Origin of the sequence: Streptomyces sp. NPDC058664 (assembly GCF_042716635.1) — a bacterium.
GTDB lineage: Bacteria > Actinomycetota > Actinomycetes > Streptomycetales > Streptomycetaceae > Streptomyces.
Window position 1 is genome coordinate 1 of the sequence record NZ_JBHXRW010000064.1, and the last position, 20,120, is coordinate 20,120.

A 20,120-nucleotide genomic window follows, 5' to 3' on the forward strand; every position below is an offset into this window, starting at 1 on the left:
CCCTCTGCGGGGCGGCGGCGGGGCTGGGGCCCGCCCCGGGGGGCCCGGCCATCCCCCCCGGCGTGGTGGGCGCCCCGGCGGGCCTCCCCGCCGCGGGGGGGGGGGGGCCCCGGGGGGGGCCCCCCCCCCACGTCGTTCCCCCGAGAGAGCCTGTCCGGCGGAACGCGGAAGAATCACCCCATCGGGGAGGCGCTCGAAGTGAACGGGGGAGTGACAGGGGGCGCGTTCGCCCGCGAGCGCCTCCGGGTGATCACCGGCGCCCTACCGTCGACACCATGGGACGCGGGGACCTGGCGACGCTGGTACGGATCTGCGATCCGGCGGGCCGGCCGCGCGGCACCGGATTCCTCGCCGACCACCACGGAACGGTCGTCACCAGCCACGAAGCCGTCGACGGGCTCAGCCGTGTCCTCCTGCACGCCCCCGGCGACCGGACCTGGCTCGCCGAGGCCGAAGCCGTCACGCCCCTGCCGGAGAGCGGCCTCGCCCTCGTAAGGACCGAAGGACTCGACACCCGCCCGCTGCCGCTCGCGACCCGCGCCGAGATCGAACCCGGCACCTACGTACGGATCGCCGCCCACGGCTGGCGCGAGGCGCGCGTACTCGGCCCCGCCGCCGTCACCTACGCCGCCACCGATCGCCTCCACGCCCTCACCGACGCCCTCGAACTCGCCATCGGGACCGAGGGCGCCGAGGCCCTCAGGCTCGGCGGCCGGGCCGCCGGCGGCCCCGTCCTCGACACCACCACCGGAACGGTCCTCGGCGTCCTCGGCACCGCCCTGCGCGGTGACCGCGGAGCCGCCGGATACGCGGTGCGGCTCCGGCCCGACGGCCCCCTCACCGCGCTGCTCCGGCGCAACGCGGCGACCGTCCCCGCCTACGGACCCGACCTCAACCTCGCCGGCATCCTGGAACTCACCGCCACCTCCACCGGGCCCGTGAGTGAACCCGACCCCTGGCCCGAGCCCGTCGAACGGCCCGAGTGCGTCCGTGAGTTCGCCCGCTTCACCGCGGGCGACGCGCCCGTCCTCGCGCTCGTCGGCGCCCCCGGCACCGGCCGCACCACGGCCCTCGCCGCCCTCTGCGCCCGCCGCGCCCGAGGCGTCGCGCCCGCCCCCACCGTCCGGCTGCGCGGCGCCGACCTGCGGGCCGAGGACCGGTCGGTCGCCGACGCCGTCGGCCGCGCCCTGCACCGGGCCGGCCGTATCGTCGCGGCCTCCGGGGCACTCGGAGACACCACCACCGCCACCCCGGAACGGGCCGCCGCCCTCGCCCACGAGGCCGGCCGGCCGCTCCTCGTCGTCCTCGACGGCCCCGAGGAGATGCCGCCGCTCCTCGCCCACCGGCTCGCCGACTGGACCGCGGCCACCGAGAACTGGCTCCGCGCCCACCACGTCCACCTCGTCACCGCCTGCCGCTCCGAGCACTGGGAACTGGCCGGTGCCCTCTACACCCCGGGCACGCCGCACCGGCCGGCGACCGGACCCGGCGACGGGCAGCCCCCCGCCCTCGTCCTCGGACCGTACTCCGCGGCGGAGGCCCGGGCCGTGCGCGAGGGGTACGGCCTCCGGGAGACGGACCTCGCCGAGGCCGACGCCCGGCACCCGCTCGCGCTGCGGCTGCTCGCCGAGGTGCGGGCCGCGCTGCCGGCGGACGTGCCGGGGCGGCCCGGGCGCGAGGAGATCTTCACCGCCTACCTGGACCTCGTGTGCCTGCGGATCGCCGTCCGCATCGCCGCGGGCTCCCGGCCACCCGTCCGGGGGACCGCCGTACGCCGGCTCGCCGCGCGCGTGACCGGGCAGGTCCACGAGGCGGCCCGCCGGTGCCTCGGGCCGGGGCACGGCGTCCTCGACCGCTCCTCCTTCGAGGAGCTCTTCCCCTGGCGGGACGGCTGGGCCCCGGCCGTCCTCACCGAGGGCCTCCTCGTCCCGGCGGGCTCCGGCTACCGCTTCGCCCACGAGGAACTCGCCGACTGGGTGCAGGCGGCCCACCTGGACCTGGACGCGGCCCTGCACGCACTGGTCCACGGCCACCACGAGAACCCACCGTCACCGGAACCCGGCTCACGCCCGGAGCCCGGCTCGCGCCCGGGGCCCGGTTCCGGCCCGGAGCGGGGTTCACGCCAGGAGCCCGGCTCAATCCCTGGACCCGGTTCCGAAGCGGGGCGGGGCTCGCGCCCGGAGTCCGGTTTCCGTCCGGAGCCCGGTTCCGGCCAGGGGCCCGGCTCGCGTTCGGAGCGCTCCGCTCCAGGCGCGCCGGACGGGCAGTGGAGGTCCGCGGCGACGCCGGGCGCGCCGGACCGGGCGCGCCCTTCCCTCGCGGGTACGGGCGCTCCCGTACCCCCGGAGCGTCCCGCCGGGGCGGCCCGCGCCGACGTCCCCCGGCAACGGACCGCCGCCGACCCGGCACCACCACCGCCCGCCCGGCCGCCCGTTCCGCGCCACCGCATCGGCCCCGTCCTCCAGGCGATGCTGCGCCTCCACCGCGAGCAGGGGCCGGCCGCCCTGGCCCCGCACCTCGCGGCCCTCGCCGAGTCCCTCGACCGCTTCGCCGACGAGGACGGGCCCTCCGCGTCCCACCCGTACGCCGAAGCCGTCTGGTGGGCCTCGCGGCTGTTCGAGGAGACCGTGCGGCGGGTGGGGGACCCGCGGCCGTATCTGACCGTCCTCCGGTCGCTCGCCGACCGGATCGGTGACCGGCCGGGGCGCGGTCCCGTCCTCGCCGCCTTCGGCACCGCGTTCTGGCAGGCGCTTCCGCTCGGCGAGGACGAGCGGATCGATCTGCTGCGGCGGCTCGTGCCCGCCGATCCCCCGCCCGGCCGGGAGAGCGGCGGCCGGAGTCTCGACGCCGTCGCGGAGATGCTCGCCGCCGACCCCCGGGGGATCCAGCCGCTCCTCTGCCGCTGGTTCGGTGACGGCCGACCGCTCCCCGCCGCCCCGCACGCGACCGTCGCCACCGCCGCCCAGGCCCTGCTGCACACCCATCGGGCGCTCGCCGTCGACGACCTGTGCGAGGCGCTCGTCGCCACCGCCCACCCGCTCGCCGAAGGTCTCCTCGCCGCCCTCGCCGAGGACGAGCCCGCCGCCGTGTGCCGGGCCGTCGACCGGTGGGCCCACGACGACGGGCGCCCGGAACGGCGGGTCGCCGCCGCCGCGTACGGACATCTGGTCGCCGGTCACGCCGACACCTCCGCCGACCGGGAGCTCCTCCGCTACGCCGCCCTCGCCCTGCTCGCCCGCCCCGGTGACCAGGCCCTCCACGGCGCCGCCCTCGGCCTCCTCGTCCGGGACCCGCACACCCGCGCCCGCCATCTGCCGCGCGCCCTCGCCGAACCCCGGGTGCCCGCCGGCGCCCTCGTCGAGGCGCTGGCCGCCGACCCCGGACCGGTGCTCGCCGCCTTCGGGGCCCGGCTGCACGGCACGGGCGAGGCTCCGGCCGCCGCCCTGCGCGCCCTCGCCGAGGTCGACACGCCCGCGCTCGCCCGCCGGATCGCCGCCCTCGTCCGCGACTACGCCGCCCGTCACCCCGAGGGCGCCGGACACGTGGCCGACTTCGTCGACCGGCGGTTCGAGGACGGCCCGGCGGCCAGAGCCGTCCTCTTCCCGCTGGTCACGGGGTTGATCAGGGGCCGCCCCGCCCCGGTCCGGCGCGCGCTCGCCCCCGTCCTCGCCGCGCCCGGCACCGGCGCCTCCCGCCACCTGCGGGCCGAACTGCTCGACGTACTCCTCGAACACGAGCGGTACGAGGCCGAGACGGGGGAACCGAGCGTCCTGGAAGCCCTTCTGACGGCCGCCGCCGAGGGCGCCGAACTCCGCAGCGAACCGCGCACCCGGGAGCTCACCCACCGGGTCGGCGCCCTGTGGGCCCGTACCCCCGAAGGCGCCGGGCGGCTCGACCAGGCCCTCGCGGGACTCGCCCGCGCGCGGCCCCCGTTCGCCGGGCTGCTCGCCCGCTGGACGGTCGCCGCCCCCGGCGACTGGGTGCCGCTGCTCGGTCCCGAGACCCTCCAGGCACTGCGGATCCACGGCACTTCCATGCCGATGCGAACCGACGGCCGTGGGCATGGCAGTCTTAGACCTGCGTAATCGGCGAACAGGCGGACGAGGAGCGGTCACAGTGCAGCGCTGGCGTGGCTTGGAGGACATTCCCCAGGACTGGGGACGCAGCGTCGTCACCATCGGCTCCTACGACGGTGTGCACCGCGGACACCAGCTGATCATCGGGCGGGCCGTCGAGCGCGCCCGGGAACTGGGCGTCCCCTCCGTCGTGGTCACCTTCGACCCGCACCCCTCCGAGGTCGTACGGCCCGGCAGCCATCCGCCGCTGCTCGCCCCGCACCACCGGCGCGCCGAGCTGATGGCCGGCCTCGGGGTGGACGCGGTGCTCGTGCTGCCGTTCACCGCCGAGTTCTCCCAGCTGTCCCCGGCCGACTTCATCGTCAAGGTGCTCGTCGACAAGCTGCACGCGAAGGCCGTCATCGAAGGCCCCAACTTCCGCTTCGGGCACCGGGCCGCCGGCAACGTCGCCTTCCTGACGGAGCTCGGCGCCACCTACGACTACGAGGTCGAGGTCATCGACCTGTACGTCAGCGGTACGGCCGGCGGCGGCCAGCCCTTCTCCTCCACCCTGACCCGCCGGCTCGTCGCCGAGGGCGAAGTGACGGGCGCCGCCGAGATCCTGGGCCGGCCGCACCGGGTCGAGGGCATCGTGGTCCGCGGCGCGCAGCGCGGCCGCGAACTCGGCTTCCCGACGGCCAACGTCGAGACGCTGCCGCACACGGCGATCCCGGCGGACGGCGTCTACGCCGGCTGGCTGACGGCGGCGGGGGAGCGGATGCCGGCGGCCATCTCGGTCGGCACGAACCCGCAGTTCGACGGCACGGAGCGGACGGTGGAGGCGTACGCGATCGACCGCGAGGGGCTCGACCTGTACGGGCTCCACGTGGCCGTGGACTTCCTCGAGTACGTGCGCGGGATGCTGAAGTTCGACACCCTGGACGACCTGCTCCAGGCGATGGCGGGCGACGTGAAGCGCTGCCGGGAGCTGACGGAGGCGTACGACCGGGAGCACCCGCAGGTCTGAGCCCGGCCGCCGCCTCCCCCGTACCGCTCACCAGGTGACGAAGAGTTCCTTCGGGCCGCGGATCAGCCCCTTCGAGTGCCACACCACGTCCTCGGCGCCGCCCGCGAGCCGCAGCCCGGGATAGCGGCGCAGCAGGGTCGACAGCATCACCTCGGACTCCATGCGGGTGAGCATCGCGCCCATGCAGTGGTGCGGTCCGTGCGCGAAGGACACGTGCCCGATGCTCTCCCGGTCGAAGTCGAGGGTGTGCGGGTCCTCGAAGGCCTCCGGGTCGCGGTTCGCCGCGAGGTAGGAGGCGTACACCGCCTCACCCGCCCGGATGGTCACCCCGCCGATCTCGACGTCCTCCGTCGCGATCCGCGGCAGCCCGACCCCGTTGCGGTGCGGGATCCAGCGCAGCAGCTCGTCCACGGCCTGCGGGAGCAGCCCCGGCCCGGCCCGCAGCCGGTCCGCGAGCTCCGGCCGGGTGAGCAGCACGTAGACCATGTTGGCGCTGTTGTTCCGCACCGCGTGGGCGCCGCTGATCAGGATGGCCATGGCCGGCGAGACGGCCTCGTCGGCGTCGATCCTGCCCTCCGCGAGGGACTCCGCGAGCGCCCCCCGCCAGGTCGTCCCGCGGCTCGGCGAGCCGGCGGTCGAGCAGCCGGGCGACATAGCCGTGGATCTGGGCCTTGGCGGCCCTGCTGCTCTCCGGTCCCGGCCCCGACGACAGGATGAGGTCGGGCCAGGGGGCGAGCTCCGCCCGGTCCTCGTCGGGGACGCCGAGCAGGTCGCACACCACCGCCATCGGCAGCGGGCCGTGCAGGTGCTTCATCAGGTCGGCGGGGCGGCCCGCCGCTTCCATCGCGTCGAGGAACCGGTCCGTGCTCGCCTGGGCCAGCGGCCGGAGCCGCTTGGTGGCCTGCCCGGTGAAGGCCTTGGTCACCGCCTTGCGCAGCTGGGTGTGGTACGGCGGATCGGCGTAGTTGAGAGCGGCCTTCGAGGCCACCATGTGGCCGGTCATCCCGGTGACCTGCCGTTCGAGCAGCGCCGTACGGCTGAACCGGGGATCGGAGGTCACCGCGCGCACGTCCTCGTACCGCGTCACCAGCCAGGCCTCGTCCTCGGCGGCGAACGGCAGCCGGATGCGGGTGACGGGCTCCTTGTCGAGGAATTCGGTGAGCAGGGGGTCGAAGGTGAGGGCGGGGGGCGTCGACGGCCCAGGTACGGGCGGTCGGGTGCGGCGCGGGTGCGGCGGTCGTCCCTTCGGGGGTCTCGCGCCTGAGGCCGGTGCGGCGGTCGTCCCGGAAGTGACGTGGTGGCTGTTCCCGGCGGCGAGCGCCGACAGCCCTCTGAACGGAGCACGCCCCTCCCGCCCCTCCCGCCCCTCCGCTCACCCGGCGTACACGTCCGGTCGCGTTCGCGGTTGCGGGGTCGTGATCACCGGGTGAGTGTGGGCGGCAGTTCACGCGAACGAGACGAAGGAGCGAGCGTCGTGGTGACTTTGTGCAAACCCGCAGTGTCCGTGCCCGAGCACGTGATCACGATGGAGGAGACCCTCGACCTCGCCCGCTCACACCATGAGGGGCACCCGCAACTGGCCCTGGCGCTGCGCCTGATCGGCAACACCGGGGTGACCGGGAGACACATCGTCCAGCCCATCGAGGAGACCCTGAAGCACCCGGGCTTCGAGGAACGCGACATCCGCTACGAGGCGGAGGCCAAGGCCCGGGTCCCGATGGTCGTCCGGGAGGCCCTGGACAACGCGGCGCTGCGCCCCGCGGACATCGACATGATCGTCTACGTCTCGTGCACGGGCTTCATGATGCCGTCCCTGACCGCCTGGATGATCAACACCATGGGCTTCCCCAGCCGCACCCGTCAGCTCCCCATCGCGCAGCTCGGCTGCGACGCCGGCGGAGCGGCGATCAAGCGGGCGCACGACTTCTGCACCGCCTACCCCGACGCCAACGTCCTCATCGTGGCCTGCGAGTTCTGCTACCAGCCCACCGACCTCGGCGTCGGCTCGCTGCTCTCCAACGGCCTCTTCGGCGACGCCGTCGCCGCCGCCGTGGTGCGCGGCCGGGGCGGCACCGGGATCGCCCTGGAGCGCACCAGCTCCCACCTCGTCCCCGACACCGAGGACTGGATCGCCTGCAGCGTCCGCGCCACCGGCTTCCACTTCCTGCTCGACAAGCCGGTGCCCGGCACGATGGAGCCCCTCGCCCCGGCGCTCCGCGAGGTCGTGGGAGCGCACGGCTGGGACGCCGGGAAGCTGGACTTCTACATCATCCACGCGGGCGGGCCGCGCATCCTCGACGGCCTGAGCCGCTTCCTCGAAGTGCCCCCGGAGGCCTTCCGGTTCAGCCGTGCCACGCTCACGGAGTACGGCAACATCGCCAGCGCCGTCGTCCTGGACGCCGTCCGCCGGCTCTTCGAGGAGGGCGGGCAGCCCGAGGGCGCGCGGGGCATCCTGGCCGGCTTCGGCCCCGGGATCACCGCCGAGATGTGCCTCGGACGGTGGACGAACGCCCCGGTCGCCGCCGAGCCGAGCCTGGGCGCCCGCCGCATCGTGGGCTACTCGCCGCCGCTCCAGCCGGCCCGTACGGCCGCCTGAGCACCGAGCGCCGCCCATCGAGTACGCGCACGAGTACGAGCACCGTGATTCCCCCGGACGCCGTGTCCGACGAACCGACGAACCGCCCCAGCAGTGGAGAGCCATGTCCGCCACGCCACCTCCCGCCGCAGTCGGCGCCCGAAGGCCCGACGAGGCCCCGCCGCGCTCACCGCGCTGCTCGCCGGAGCGGCCGCCGCCTCGCTCGCCGGCGCGCCCGCCGAGGCGTCCGCGCCGGTCGCGGGCCGGGTGCCGATGCACCAGTGCTGGGTGAACGGCGTCTCCGCCCCGCCGGGCGAGGTCGTGAGCGGCACCAAGGGAGACGACCACATCTTCTGCGACAGCGATCTGGAGAACGTCACCGTCTGGGGCGGCGACGGGAACGACATGATCGAGGTCGGCACGATCGACTTCTCCGGCCGGGTCCTCGGCGGCAGCGAGAACGACCTCATCGAGGCGGCGGCCCTCGGCCCCGAGTCCGGCGGCCTCATCCAGGCCGGACCCGGGAACGACACGATCAGCGGACCCGGCGGAGCGGTCCTGACCGTCGGCCCGCACGGGGGCTCCGTGGACGCCGGTGTCGGCAAGGACACCTGCACGGTGAAGTCGGTCTCCACCCGCACGTCCATCAGCGCGTGCGAGACGCTGCCGAAGGCGGCGCCCACGGACGGCGCGGCCAAGCCCGCGGCGCCCACCGGGCAGGTCGGCGCCCCGACCGATCCCGCGGCTCCGGCGCACGAGGCCGACGAGCCCGCGCCGGCGCACGCGGTCGGCAGGCCCGCACCGGCGGACACGGCTGCCGAGCCGGACTTCCGCTGACGGACACGGTTGCCGGGCCCGGCCGGCTCAGACCACGGCCTGCCGCGCGACCCAGTGGCAGGCCACCGCCTGTGCCCCGCCGCCGCCCAGGACCGGCAGGCCCTCGCCCCGGCAGCGGTCCGCGACCGCCGCCGCCTCGCCGGAGGCGAGGACCTGGCAGCGGGCGTGGAAGCGGCACCCGGACGGGATGCGGGACGGGTCCGGGGGCTCACCGGTGAGCACCACCGGAGCACCCCCCGACTCCGGCAGCACCGACAACAGCGCCCGCGTGTACGGGTGCTGGGGCCGGGTCAGCACGGACTCGACCGTGCCGGTCTCCACGACCCGGCCCAGATACATCACCGCCACCCGGTCCGCGATGTTCCACGCGAGTCCCAGGTCGTGCGTCACCACCAGGGCGGACAGGCCGAGTTCGTCGCGCAGCCGCAGCAGCAGCGCCAGGATCTCGCCCCGTACGGACGCGTCGAGGGAGGCCACCGGCTCGTCGGCGACGATGAGTTCGGGTTCCAGGACCAGCGCCCCCGCGATCACCACCCGCTGCCGCTGCCCGCCGGACAGTTCGTGCGGATAGCGCAGGAAGAACCGCTCCGGGGGCCGCAAACCGGCCCGTGAGAGGGCCCCGGCGACCGCCTCCCGCTCGTCGCGGTCCGACCGGTGGACCCCGTGGATCCGCAGCCCCTCCGCCACCGCGTCGTACACGGTGTGCCGGGGGTTCAGCGAACCGCTCGGGTCCTGGAGCACCAGCTGCGCCCGCTTCCGGTAGGCCTTCAGGGCCCCGGAGGAGTACGCGAGCGGCTGCCCGTCGAAGGCCACCGTCCCCGACGTGGGCCGCACGAGACCGAGCAGGGAACGCGCGAGTGTCGTCTTGCCGCACCCCGACTCCCCGACGAGGGCCACGATCTCGCCCGCGCCGATGTCCAGGTCCACCCCGTCGACCGCGCGCGCGGTCGGCGCGCCCCGCCGCCCGGGGAAGGCGACGTGCAGCCCGCGCGCCGAGAGCAGCGGCCCCGCCGTCGTCTCCGTACTCATGACGTGCTCCCCACATGGACGCAGGCGGCCCGGTGCCCGGCGCCCGCCTCCCGAAGTTCCTGGTCGCTCGTCCCGCAGGCGTCCACCGCCACCGGGCAGCGCGGATGGAAGGTGCAGCCGCCGGGCAGGTCCGCCGGGTCCGGCGGGTCGCCCGGCAGTCCTCGCGGCGCCCGCCGGGAGGCGAGGTCCCCGACGCGCGGGAACGCCGAGGAAAGCGCCCGCCCGTAGGGATGCCGGGCGGCCTCGTACACCGCCCCCGCGGGACCCTCCTCGACGACCCGGCCCGCGTACATCACGGCGAGCCGGTCGCAGGTGTCGGCGAGGACCGCGAGGTCGTGGCTGATCATCAGGAGGCTGATGGACTGCTCGGCGACGAGCCGCTCGATCAGCCGCAGGATCTGCGCCTGGATCATCACGTCGAGCGCGGTCGTCGGCTCGTCCGCGACGATCAACCGGGGATCGCAGGCCAGCGCCATCGCGATCATCACGCGCTGCCGCTGCCCGCCGGACAGCTCGTGCGGGTAGGCGACCGCCCGCGCGGCGGGCAGACCGACGTGCTCGAGCAGCTCCCCGGCGCGCCTGCGGGCCGCCGCCGGGGTCGCGTGGCCGTGGACGAGCAGCGGCTCGGCGATCTGGTCCCCGATCCGGTGCACCGCGTTGAGCGAGTGCATCGCGCCCTGGAAGACGATCGAGGCGCCCGCCCAGCGCACGGCCCGGAGCCGCCCCCACTGCATGGCGAGGACGTCGTCGCCGTCGAAGAGGATCCGGCCCTCGATCCGGGCCGAGGCCGGGAGGAGCCGCAGCAGCGCGAGCGCGAGCGTGGACTTGCCGCAGCCGGACTCGCCCGCCACGCCCAGCTTGCTGCCCGACTCCAGGGTCAGGTCGACCCCGCGTACGGCGGGCACGGCGGCCGCGCCCGACCCGTACGTCACCCGCAGGTCGCGCACCTCCAGGAGGCTCCGCGCGTTCATCGACCCACCCCCAGCTTCGGGTTGAGCACGGATTCGACCGCCCGGCCGCACAGGGTGAACGCGAGCGCGACCAGGGCGATGGCGATGCCGGGCGGGGCCAGGTACCACCAGTGCCCGGAGGAGACGGCGCCCGCCTCCCGCGCGTCCTGGAGCATCCCGCCCCAGGACACCACCGTCGGATCGCCGAGTCCGAGGAAGGCGAGGGTCGCCTCGGTGAGGATGGCGCTGGAGATGCCGAGCGTGGTCTGCGCGAGCACCAGCGGCATCACGTTGGGCAGCACGTGTCTGCTCATGACGTGCCCGTGGCCGCCGCCGAGCGCGGTCGCCCGCTCGATGTACGGGCGGGACTCGACCGCGATCGTCTGCGCCCGGACCAGGCGGGCGGTGGTCGGCCAGGAGGTCACGCCGATCGCCAGGACCACCGTCCACATCGACCGGGACATGACCGTGGCGAGCACGATCGCGAGGACGAGGGCCGGCATCACCAGGAACCAGTCGGTGATCCGCATGACGACGGTCGAGAACCAGCCGCCGTAGTGTCCGGCGATGATCCCCACGAGGGTGCCGATGGCGACCGAGAGGGCCGCCGCGAGCAGCCCGACGAGCAGCGAGATCCGCGCCCCCCAGATCAGCAGACCGAGCAGCGAACGCCCGAACTGGTCGGTTCCCAGGGGGAATTCCAGGCTCGGTGCCTCCAGGGCCGTGCCGGTGGCCTTCGTCACCGACTGCACGTCGGCGCCGACGAGCAGCGGGGCGGTGAGCGCGAGCAGCGCGATCAGCGCGAGACCGGCGAGGCCGTACAGGCCGGCCCGGTGGGTGCGGTAGCCGCGCCAGAAGCGGGAGACGGTGTCCCGTCGGCGTTCCCAGGTCAGAGAGGTCATCGGCCCACCCGGGGGTCGAGCAGCGGATAGAGCAGGTCGGCGATCAGGTTCATCAGGATCATCGCTCCGGCGAAGACCACGAACAGGCCCTGTACGAGTGGCAGGTCGGGCACGCTCAGCGCCTGGTAGAAGAGTCCGCCGAGTCCCGGCCAGGAGAACACCGTCTCCACCAGGATCGACCCGGCGGCCACATGGCCCAGGTTGATGAAGATCATGGTGACGGTCGGCAGGAGCGCGTTCGGCACGGCGTGCCGGCGGCGCACGGCGTCGTCCCTCAGCCCCTTCGCCCGCGCGGTGGTCAGATAGTCGCCGCCCATCTCGTCGAGCAGCGAGGACCGCATCACGAGCAGGGTCTGCGCGTAGCCGACGGCCACGAGCGTGACGACGGGCAGCACCAGGTGGTGGGCGACGTCGAGGACGTACGCGAATCCGGTCTCGCCCGTGCCCGACTCCATGCCGCCGGTCGGGAAGAGCCCCGGGACCGGACCCATGCCGACCGAGAACACGATGATCAGCAGCAGTCCCAGCCAGAACGAGGGCACCGACCACAGGGTCAGCGCGATCCCGGTGTTCAGCTTGTCGCCGAGACCGCCGTGGCGCCAGGCCGAGCGAGTGCCGAGCCAGAGCCCGAGCGCCGAGTAGATCACCACGGCGACCCCGGTGAGCAACAGGGTCGCCGGAAGCTTCTCCATGATCAGGTCGCCGACGGGGGCGCGGAACTGGAACGAAGTGCCGAGGTCACCGCTCAGCGCCTTGGCGCAGTAGTCGGTGAACTGCTGCCACAGCGGCAGGTCGAGGCCGAACTGGCGCCTTAGTGTGGCGAGTTGTTCGGCCGAGGTGGGCACGCCGTGCGTCATCGCCTTCACCGGGTCACCGGGGATGATCCGGAAGAGGAAGAAGCTGGTGACCAGTACGGCGAAGAGCGAGACGAGCGCGCCGCCCAGCTTCCCCGCCGCGTGGCGGAGATAGCCGAGGGAGGAACCGGTGCGGGACGCGCCGTCCGTGGCGGGGACCTTCTCGGCCCGCGCCACGTCGGCGGCGGTGCTTGCCGTCGTCACGTTCCTACTCGCGGTCGTCGGCGGTGGAGCGGCGGCGCAGACCGAGGACGATGCCGACGCCGACCACGACCACCACGGCGACGCCGATGCCGACGATCACCCCGGTGGACGAGCCGCCGTCGGAGTCGGCGGCCCCGGCCGCGGGCACGGCCGACCACCAGCTCCAGTAGCCGTCCTGCCCCCACAGGTTCCCGGCGGCTTCCGGCATGGTCGTGATGGACGCGATCTGGTCCGTGCGGTACGCCTCGAGGGCGTTCGGGTAGGCCATGATGTTCATGTACCCCGTGTCGTACAGCCGGGACTGCATCCGCTTCACCAGATCCGCCCGCTTGGCGGCGTCGTACTCCACCGACTGCTGCGCGTAGAGCCCGTCGAACTCCTTGTCGCAGATGAAGTTGTCGGTGGCTCCGGTGTCCTTCGGCGTCGCCGGGAGGGTGCCGCAGGTGTGGATGGAGAGCACGTAGTCCGGGTCGGGGTTGACCGACCAGCCGTCGAAGGCGAGGTCGTAGTCGCCCTTGACCCAGGGGTCGGAGACGCTGTCCAGGCACTCGACCTTCAGGCCGATGCCCAGCTTGCCCCACCACTCCTGGAGGTACTTGCCGACCGCCTTGTCGTTCGGGTCGGTGGCGTGGCAGAGGATCCGGAAGTCCAGCGGCCTGCCGTCCTTGCCGAGCCGCTTCCCCTCGGCGTTCTTCCGGTACCCGGCCGCGTCGAGCGTCTTCTCGGCCCCGGCGGGGTCGTACGCCCGCTTCTGGGCGCCCTCCGGCTTCCAGAAGTACGAGCCGAAGCGCGGCGGGATGTACCCCTCGCCCTCGACCGCGTGGCCCTGGAAGACCTTGTCCACGATGGTCGTCCGGTCGACCGCGAGGAAGAGCGCCTTGCGGACGGCCGGGTCGAGCAGCGCCTTGTGGCCGTTGCCGAAGGTCCTGCCGTCCTTGGCCTTCGCGCCCGGGTTGGTGGCGATGGCGAAGAAGCGGCGGCCGGGGGCGTCGTTGACCTTGATGTTCTTCTGCGTCTTGAGGGCCGCCGCCTGGGCGGGCGTCAGGTTCGGTACGAAGGACACCTCACCCTTCTGGAGGGCGGCGACGGCCGCGTCCCCGTCCTTGTAGTACTTGAAGACCAGCTCGTCGAACTTCGGCGCGCCCCGCCAGAACTTCTTGTTCGGCTTGAGCTTGATGTACTGGTCGACCTTGAAGTCCGTGATGACGAAGGGCCCGTTCCCGACGATGGGGAACTGCTTGTCGTTGTTGAACTTCGAGAAGTCGCCGACCTTCTCCCAGACGTGCTTCGGCACGATCGGCACGTCGAGCGCCGTCATCGTCGCCTGCGGCTTCTTCAGCCGGATGACGAGCGTCTTCGGGTCGGGCGCGGTGACCTTCGCGAAGTTGGCCGTGAAGCTGCCGTTGGCGGTGGCGGCGTTCGGGTCGGTCATCATCTTGTTGAAGGTCCAGGCCGCGTCCTCGGCGGTGGCCGGCTTCCCGTCGGACCAGGTCGAGTCCTCGCGGATCGTGTACGTCCACGTCAGCTTGTCCGGCGAGGAGGTCCACGCGGTCGCCAGGCCCGGGATCGGGCGGGCGTCCTTGGCGTCGTAGTTGGTGAGGTACTCGTAGGCCAGCCGGTGGATGCTGGTCGAGGTGAGCTTCTGCGCGAGGAACGGGCTCAACGAGTCGATGCTCTGCGAGACGGCGACGGTGAGCGTGTTCCCGGCGGCGGACTTGTCGTCCTCCGCCGCGGCGGTACCGGGGACGGCCACGAGCGAGACGGCGGTGACACCGGAGGCGAGCAGCAGACGGAGTGCTCTGTGGGTGGGCGTGCGACGGGGTGGAGCCTTCGTGACCATGACCATGGGACGTGACCTCGCGTCGGGGGATCTGTCGTGGATCTTGGGCTGACGGTGAGTGAAGCGAAGGTTTATCAGCGGTGGTCTGCCGTCGTCAACGATCCGTCAAACCCCTTGTGGGCTGCGGGAATGCCAAGAGGCCCCGTACCGGGGGACCGGTACGGGGCCTCATTGGTCTACTCCTGTGACGCCTTACTGCTGAGGGGCTGGCGGAGCCTGCGGAGGCTGCTGCTGATGCCAGTCGGGCGGCGGGACCTGCGCCTGTCCCTGGTCGTGGCCCTGATCGGATCCGGAGCCGTGGTCCCGCGGATCCGTCTGCGGGGGCAGCGGCTGACCGGGCTGCGGCTGCTGCCAGCCCTGGGGCACTCCGGGCTGCCCGGGGGGTGCGCCGAACGGCTGTCCGGGGGCGGGCTGTGCGCCGTACGGCTGACCCGGCGCGGGCGGCTGCCCGTAGGGCTGTCCGGGCGCGGGCCGGCCGGGCATGGGCTGCGCCGCGTACGGCTGACCGGGCGCGGGCTGAGCGCCGTACGGCTGACCCGCCGCCGGCGGCTGGCCGTAGGGCTGCTGGGGCGGGTACGGCTGTCCGGGAGCGGGCTGCGCTCCGTACGGCTGCCCCGGTACGGGCTGTGCTCCGTAGGGCTGTCCGGGCGCGAACTGACCCGGCACCGGCTGACCCGGCATGGGCTGACCGGGCATCGGCTGACCGGGCATCGGCTGTCCGGGCGGCACGGGCTGTCCCGGCATCTGCTGACCGCCCGGCATCGGCGGGGCCATGTGCGGAGGCACCGCGCCCTGCCCGTCGCCGGTCCACAGCCCCTGCACCTGCTGGGCCCGTACGAAGTCCTCGGCCACCATCGCCGAGAGGTGGAAGTACGCCTCCCGGGTCTTCGGCCGCATCATGTCGAGGTCCACCTCGGCACCGGCCGACAGGTGCTCGTCGAACGGCACGACCACCACACCGCGGCACCGCGTCTGGAAGTGCTGCACGATGTCCTCGACCTTGATCATCTTGCCGGTCTCGCGGACCCCGGAGATGACGGTGATCGAGCGCTGCACCAGATCCGCGTAACCGTGGGCGGAGAGCCAGTCCAGCGTCGTCGACGCGCTGGAGGCGCCGTCCACCGACGGCGTGGAGATGATGATCAGCTGATCGGCGAGGTCGAGCACCCCGCGCATGGCGCTGTACAGCAGACCGGTGCCCGAGTCCGTGAGGATGATCGGGTACTGCTTGCCCAGGACGTCGATCGCCCGCCGGTAGTCCTCGTCGTTGAAGGTCGTCGAGACGGCCGGGTCCACGTCGTTGGCGAGGATCTCCAGACCGGACGGCGCCTGCGAGGTGAACCGGCGGATGTCCATGTACGAGTTGAGGTACGGGATCGCCTGCACCAGGTCACGGATGGTCGCCCCGGTCTCGCGCCGCACCCGGCGGCCCAGGGTTCCGGCGTCCGGGTTGGCGTCGATCGCCAGGATCTTGTCCTGCCGCTCGGTCGCCAGGGTCGCGCCCAGCGCGGTCGTCGTCGTGGTCTTGCCGACACCGCCCTTGAGCGAGATGACCGCGATCCGGTAGCAGGAGAGGACCGGCGTCCGGATCAGCTCCAGCTTGCGCTGCCGCTCCGCCTCCTCCTTCTTGCCGCCGAGCTTGAAACGGGCGGCACCGCCGCCGGGGTTCCGGCTGGACTTCGGCTTCTGCTTGTTGTTCCGCAGGAGTCGGTCGGAGGAGAGCTCGACGGCCGCGTTGTACCCGAGGGGCGCGCCCGGCACGGACCGCTCCCGCTGGTCGTGCGTCACAGGAGAGGGCCAGGCGGCCCCGGTCCGCGGGTCGACGGGCGGCTGCCCGTCGTACGGCGGCTGGGGGGCGGCGGCCTGCGGGGGTACGGCGGCGGGGTGCGGGTAGCCGTAACCGCCGCCCGGGACCTGCGCCTGCGGCGGCACGCCGCCGGGGGGCGCCGACTGTCCCCCTGGGCCCTGCGGCCCGGGAGGTGCCCCCAGCGGGTAGCCGTAACCGCCCTGCTGCGGAGGCGTTCCGGGCTGCGGGAAGCCGTAGCCGCCCTGAGGCGCGGGCGCGGGGGGCTGAGGAGCCTGCGGGTAGCCGTAGGAGCCGGGCACCTGGGGCTGCGGCTGGGCCTGCGGCGGTACGGCGCCGGGCGCGGCGGGAGTCGCGGGCGCCGGCCAGGCGGCGGCGGGCGGCAACGGCGCGGCCTGCGGCGCCGGCTGGGCACCCGGGGCAGGCTGCGCGGGCCACTGCTGGGCGGGCCCGGGGGCGGCCGGCTGGAAGGACGGCGGCAGCGGCGGTAGCCCGGCACCGGCCTGCGGCCCGGCGGCGGGAAGGGGCCTGGGCGCCACGCCCGGACCGAAGCCCTGCGGCGCGTCGGCGGGCGGGTAGGGGGCGGGGGGCGCGGCCGGGTGGCCCTGCGGGGCCGCGGGGGCGCCGGGCGCCTCGGCGCCGGTGGCCGTACCGGAGTCGGTGCCGTCGGTACGGTCATCGGTCTCCGGGGTCGCCACGGCCCCGGCGGGCGTCTCGGTGACCGACTCGGCGGGGGCGTCCGAGGAGACCGCCGGGGCCGCGTCCTCCGCGCCCGGCCCGGTCCCGTCCGACGCGCCGGTCGTACCGGTCGCCTCGGCGGGGCCGGTGCCCGTCTCGGTGACGGCCTCGGCCGACGTGCTGTCGGACGCGTCCTCGGCGGTGGTGTCGTCGTCGACGGTTCCGGTGGGGGCGCCGCCGGAGCCCTGGCCCTCGTCCGGGGCCTGTCCCGTGCCGGTCGCGCTCTCGGTGGTGTCCTGCGTCGTCGAGGAGGCGGAGGCCTCCGCGGCACGCTCCGCCATCTCGCGCTGGAGCGCGGCGGGGGAGAAGCGCACGGTCGCGCCGCTCTCCACGTCCCCGCCCCCGAAGGGCGCCCCGGGCGCGGACGCCTCGGGCGCGGAAGCGGAGGCGGGTGCCGCGGCACCCGGCGGAGAGGCGGGCGGTACGGAACCTCCGGGCAGCGACCCACCCGGTACGGAACCAGCCGCCGCCGCAGCAGCCGGCAGGGACCCGACCGGCACCGAACCATCCGGCGCCGCAACACCCGGCACGGCAACACCCGGCACGGCAGGACCTGGCACTGCGGGACTCGGCACGGCAGGACCCGGCACCGAACCACCCGGCACCGCGACCTCCCCCGTCCCCGTCCCCGCCGGCGGAGTCGGCGGCGTGTTCCAGCTCGGCTCGAAGCCGCTGCCCGCCGGGAGGCCCGGTACGGGCAGCGGCGCTCCGCTCGGCGGCGGGGGAGTGGCACCGCCCGCACCGCCCGACGCGTTCTGCGTGTACCAGGCGGGAGGGGTGTAGTCGATGGTGAACTCACCCGTCATCTCGGCGGGATCCGCGTCGGACTGATCGTCGGCGGGCGGATTCCAACCCGCGTGGATCTCGTCGCGATCGCCGTTCACTTTGCCTCCTGGTGTGGTCGAGCACCCTTGTGCCGTTGTGGGCCGGGGCCCTTCCAGCCTAATCGGCGCGGGCAACCCCCGGGCAGGGCCGACGGCCCCTCCGCGCCCCTCCCCGTGACCCGGTCCGGTCCCCAAGTGACCTGACCGCGCCACAGAGTGAAAACCCCGACCGTTCAAAACACTGCAAAAATGGACGTACTTGCATAACCTCACGGCATTCGGTCGCCGTTCAGTCCATCCGGCGCGCGCCGCCCAACAATCCGGTCTCGGCGTCGGTCGCCTGGGTCATCACGAACTGGCGGTCGCCCTGCGTGCACCAGAGGGTCACGCCGTCCGCGAGCGTGGACAGCGCCTCGTACTCGTGGCGCGGCAGGCTCATGATGCGGCCGATCTGCGTGGCCTCGTCCGGGGACACCCGCTGCACACCGACGAGCGAGGACTTCTCCAGGAGCCGGGGCGCGACCGGGCTCAGATACGGCAGCAGCGTCACCACCGACTGCCAGGGCGCCGACACGACCCGGCCGCGCGGCGGCCGCATGCCGCAGTCGCGCACCACGACCACCGGACTGCCCGCGGAGGCGCCCTGCGGCGGCACCCTCCCCACGTCGTGCAGCGAGATGCACGGCTGCCCGCCACCCGCGGCCTGCGCGAGCGCCGTCCACGCCTGCGCGCGGCCGGTCTCGACGGCCACCCGGGCGCCCGTCGCGGCGGCCCGCAGCGCGAGCACCTGCGCGGTCCACAGCCCGCCGATGAGGGTGACGTCGTACGGGACGGGCCGGTTGATGCCGAGCACGGCGGGGCGGCTCTCGGCGTCGACACCGATCACCATGCCGTCGTCGCCGACCGGCAGGGCCAGCGCGTCGAGCTGGTCGAGGGGCACGGCGTGCTTGTCGCGGCGCGGCCCGACGAGCCCGAAACCGAACCGGGGCCGCGCGCCCCGCCCCGTACCCCGGGAACCCGCGCTCCGGGAACCCGTACCCGGGGAATCCGTCCCGCGAGAACCCCGGCCGGCCGGCCGGGGGGAGGAGCCCGGACCGCCGGAGCGGGCCGGCGTACCGAAGGAAGCGGTCGACATCAGCGCGCACCCCCCAGCGGAAGCGTCGCGAGGATGCCGGGCACCTGTTCCCGGTCCAGTCGCACCAGTCCCGTCCTCACCCCACGTGCCGCCCGTTCCAGTTCGTGTCGCGCCGTGACCAGTTCCTCGTCGCTGCGACCGGTGATCCGTACGTGTCCCGCCACCGTCACCTCCTGACGGTCCCCGCCGCTCAGCGTCAGGCTGAACGTCGTCGCGAGCGCGGGCAGCGAGGTCAGCAGGGCCACCAGCTGGGGCATCGACGCCCCCGCGCCGCCCTGGCCGCCCAGGTGGGGCCAGCGCCCCACCCAGTACGTCGTGTGCCGCCGGTCGTCCACCCGCCAGGTCCGCGCGGTCTCCTGCGTCCGCCGGCCCTGCGCCTGCCCCCGGCCCGCCTGCGCTATCGCCATCGGGCTCGCGCAGGTCGAGGTGGCGAGCGCCGACGTGAGCTCCTGCTCCGTCAGGACGCTCGCCCGGAACCCGGCGCCGGCGAGCCGGCTGGCCAGCTGGTCCGCCGCCCGCACCACGCACTTCTGCGCGCCCGTCACGCCGCCGCCGCGCGCGGCGACCGCCTCCGGGCACAGTTCGGGGTCGAGCTTGAGCGCGATCCAGGTGATCCGCACCGCGGGCGAACCCGTCTGCGCCTGGAGCGGCCCGTAGTTGCGCGCGGCCATCGACTGCGCGGGCAGGTGCGGCGCGGGCGCGGGCTGGGTGTGCTGCACGATCTGCGCCGACTCCAGCCGGATGCCGTCCACGCTCAGCACGTCCCGGACGAGTCCGACGGGCAGCGGCCGCGCCGCGCGGTCCGGACGCAGGGCGGTGCCGTCCGACTCCACCCGCAGCACCGCGGTCAGGAAGGTGCCGTCGCCGACCATGCCGACCGGACGCCGGTCGCGGTCGCTGTACGCGTAGGTCCGCAGTGCCGGATCGCACTCCACGACCGGCGCGAACCCCGGCTCGGTGCCCTCCGGCACCGTGAACGAGGCGGCCCGGCGGGTGCGGGCCCGCAGCGCGAGGAAGGTGCCGAGCCACTCGGGCAGCGAGCGGCGGTGCCGGCGTACGACGGCAAGCAGGACGAGTACGACGGCGACCACGCCCGCGGGCACCAGGAGCATCGGCTCGACGACCCAGGCGACGGCGAGCAGGGCCGCCGCCACCTCGATCAGTACGAGCTGTTGCAATTGGAACGAACCGAAGTGCCCCGGACGCCCCTGGAGTCTCGGTGAGACCGAGGAGACGGGTCCCGTGGACGGGGGTTCGGAGGCGGTGGCCGCGGCGGGCCGCGTCCGCGTCGCGGAAGCCATGATGGAGAATCCCCCTCAATTCGTCCCGATCACCCTGGCCTGCCA

The 20,120-nt window shown here is 74.3% G+C and carries 13 protein-coding genes; 4 read left to right on the forward strand and 9 right to left on the reverse strand.

The genetic code is table 11. From position 1 onward, the window contains the following. The first annotated feature begins 275 nt into the window (after positions 1-275). Both ACFWUY_RS34405 and ACFWUY_RS34410 read left to right on the forward strand, forming a co-directional pair. Entirely contained in the window at positions 276-4,085 is a 3,810-nt protein-coding gene (locus tag ACFWUY_RS34405; RefSeq protein ID WP_384119127.1) for a trypsin-like peptidase domain-containing protein, read from the forward strand. A 31-nt stretch (positions 4,086-4,116) separates the two neighbouring features. Beyond that, positions 4,117-5,082 carry a bifunctional riboflavin kinase/FAD synthetase gene (locus ACFWUY_RS34410; protein WP_384119129.1) on the forward strand — a complete coding sequence of 322 codons (966 nt, stop codon included), beginning with the start codon at positions 4,117-4,119 and terminating at the stop codon, positions 5,080-5,082. A 27-nt stretch (positions 5,083-5,109) separates the two neighbouring features. Here the strand turns inward: ACFWUY_RS34410 and ACFWUY_RS34415 are convergent, their stop codons facing one another. Continuing rightward, positions 5,110-5,736: a cytochrome P450 gene (locus ACFWUY_RS34415; RefSeq protein WP_384119132.1), complete on the reverse strand. Its 627-nt coding sequence runs from the start codon at positions 5,734-5,736 to the stop codon at positions 5,110-5,112. Between the two features lie 778 nt (positions 5,737-6,514). Here ACFWUY_RS34415 and ACFWUY_RS34420 point away from each other — a divergent pair. Next, on the forward strand, positions 6,515-7,678 hold the full coding sequence (locus tag ACFWUY_RS34420) for a type III polyketide synthase (protein WP_384119134.1): 1,164 nt from the start codon (positions 6,515-6,517) through the stop codon (positions 7,676-7,678). Between the two features lie 93 nt (positions 7,679-7,771). Continuing rightward, on the forward strand, positions 7,772-8,494 hold the full coding sequence (locus ACFWUY_RS34425; RefSeq protein ID WP_384119136.1) for a hypothetical protein: 723 nt from the start codon (positions 7,772-7,774) through the stop codon (positions 8,492-8,494). Positions 8,495-8,521: 27 nt separating this feature from the next. On the opposite strand, the gene ACFWUY_RS34430 is transcribed toward ACFWUY_RS34425, so the two are convergent. From ACFWUY_RS34430 to eccE, 8 genes are all read right to left on the reverse strand, one after another. Beyond that, positions 8,522-9,523, reverse strand: a complete 1,002-nt coding sequence (locus ACFWUY_RS34430; RefSeq protein WP_384119138.1) for an ABC transporter ATP-binding protein — start codon at positions 9,521-9,523, stop codon at positions 8,522-8,524. Further along, positions 9,520-10,494: an ABC transporter ATP-binding protein gene (locus tag ACFWUY_RS34435; RefSeq protein WP_384119140.1), complete on the reverse strand. Its 975-nt coding sequence runs from the start codon at positions 10,492-10,494 to the stop codon at positions 9,520-9,522. Before ACFWUY_RS34435 ends, ACFWUY_RS34430 begins: the two co-directional genes overlap by 4 nt. Next, on the reverse strand, positions 10,491-11,375 hold the full coding sequence (locus ACFWUY_RS34440) for an ABC transporter permease (protein ID WP_384119142.1): 885 nt from the start codon (positions 11,373-11,375) through the stop codon (positions 10,491-10,493). Before ACFWUY_RS34440 ends, ACFWUY_RS34435 begins: the two co-directional genes overlap by 4 nt. Further along, entirely contained in the window at positions 11,372-12,433 is a 1,062-nt protein-coding gene (locus tag ACFWUY_RS34445) for an ABC transporter permease (protein WP_384119146.1), read from the reverse strand. The genes ACFWUY_RS34440 and ACFWUY_RS34445 overlap by 4 nt, the downstream gene beginning before the upstream one ends. A gap of 4 nt (positions 12,434-12,437) precedes the next feature. Continuing rightward, positions 12,438-14,273 carry an ABC transporter substrate-binding protein gene (locus ACFWUY_RS34450; protein WP_384119197.1) on the reverse strand — a complete coding sequence of 612 codons (1,836 nt, stop codon included), beginning with the start codon at positions 14,271-14,273 and terminating at the stop codon, positions 12,438-12,440. Positions 14,274-14,465: 192 nt separating this feature from the next. Next, positions 14,466-17,699 (reverse strand): SCO5717 family growth-regulating ATPase, encoded by a 3,234-nt coding sequence (locus ACFWUY_RS34455; protein ID WP_384119149.1) that lies wholly within the window; start codon positions 17,697-17,699, stop codon positions 14,466-14,468. Positions 17,700-17,928: 229 nt separating this feature from the next. Beyond that, a complete protein-coding gene (locus ACFWUY_RS34460) occupies positions 17,929-18,774 on the reverse strand; it encodes a hypothetical protein (RefSeq protein WP_384119151.1) in 846 nt (281 codons plus the stop codon). Beyond that, positions 18,774-20,075 carry a type VII secretion protein EccE gene (gene eccE, locus ACFWUY_RS34465; RefSeq protein ID WP_384119154.1) on the reverse strand — a complete coding sequence of 434 codons (1,302 nt, stop codon included), beginning with the start codon at positions 20,073-20,075 and terminating at the stop codon, positions 18,774-18,776. Before eccE ends, ACFWUY_RS34460 begins: the two co-directional genes overlap by 1 nt. Positions 20,076-20,120 lie beyond the last annotated feature (45 nt).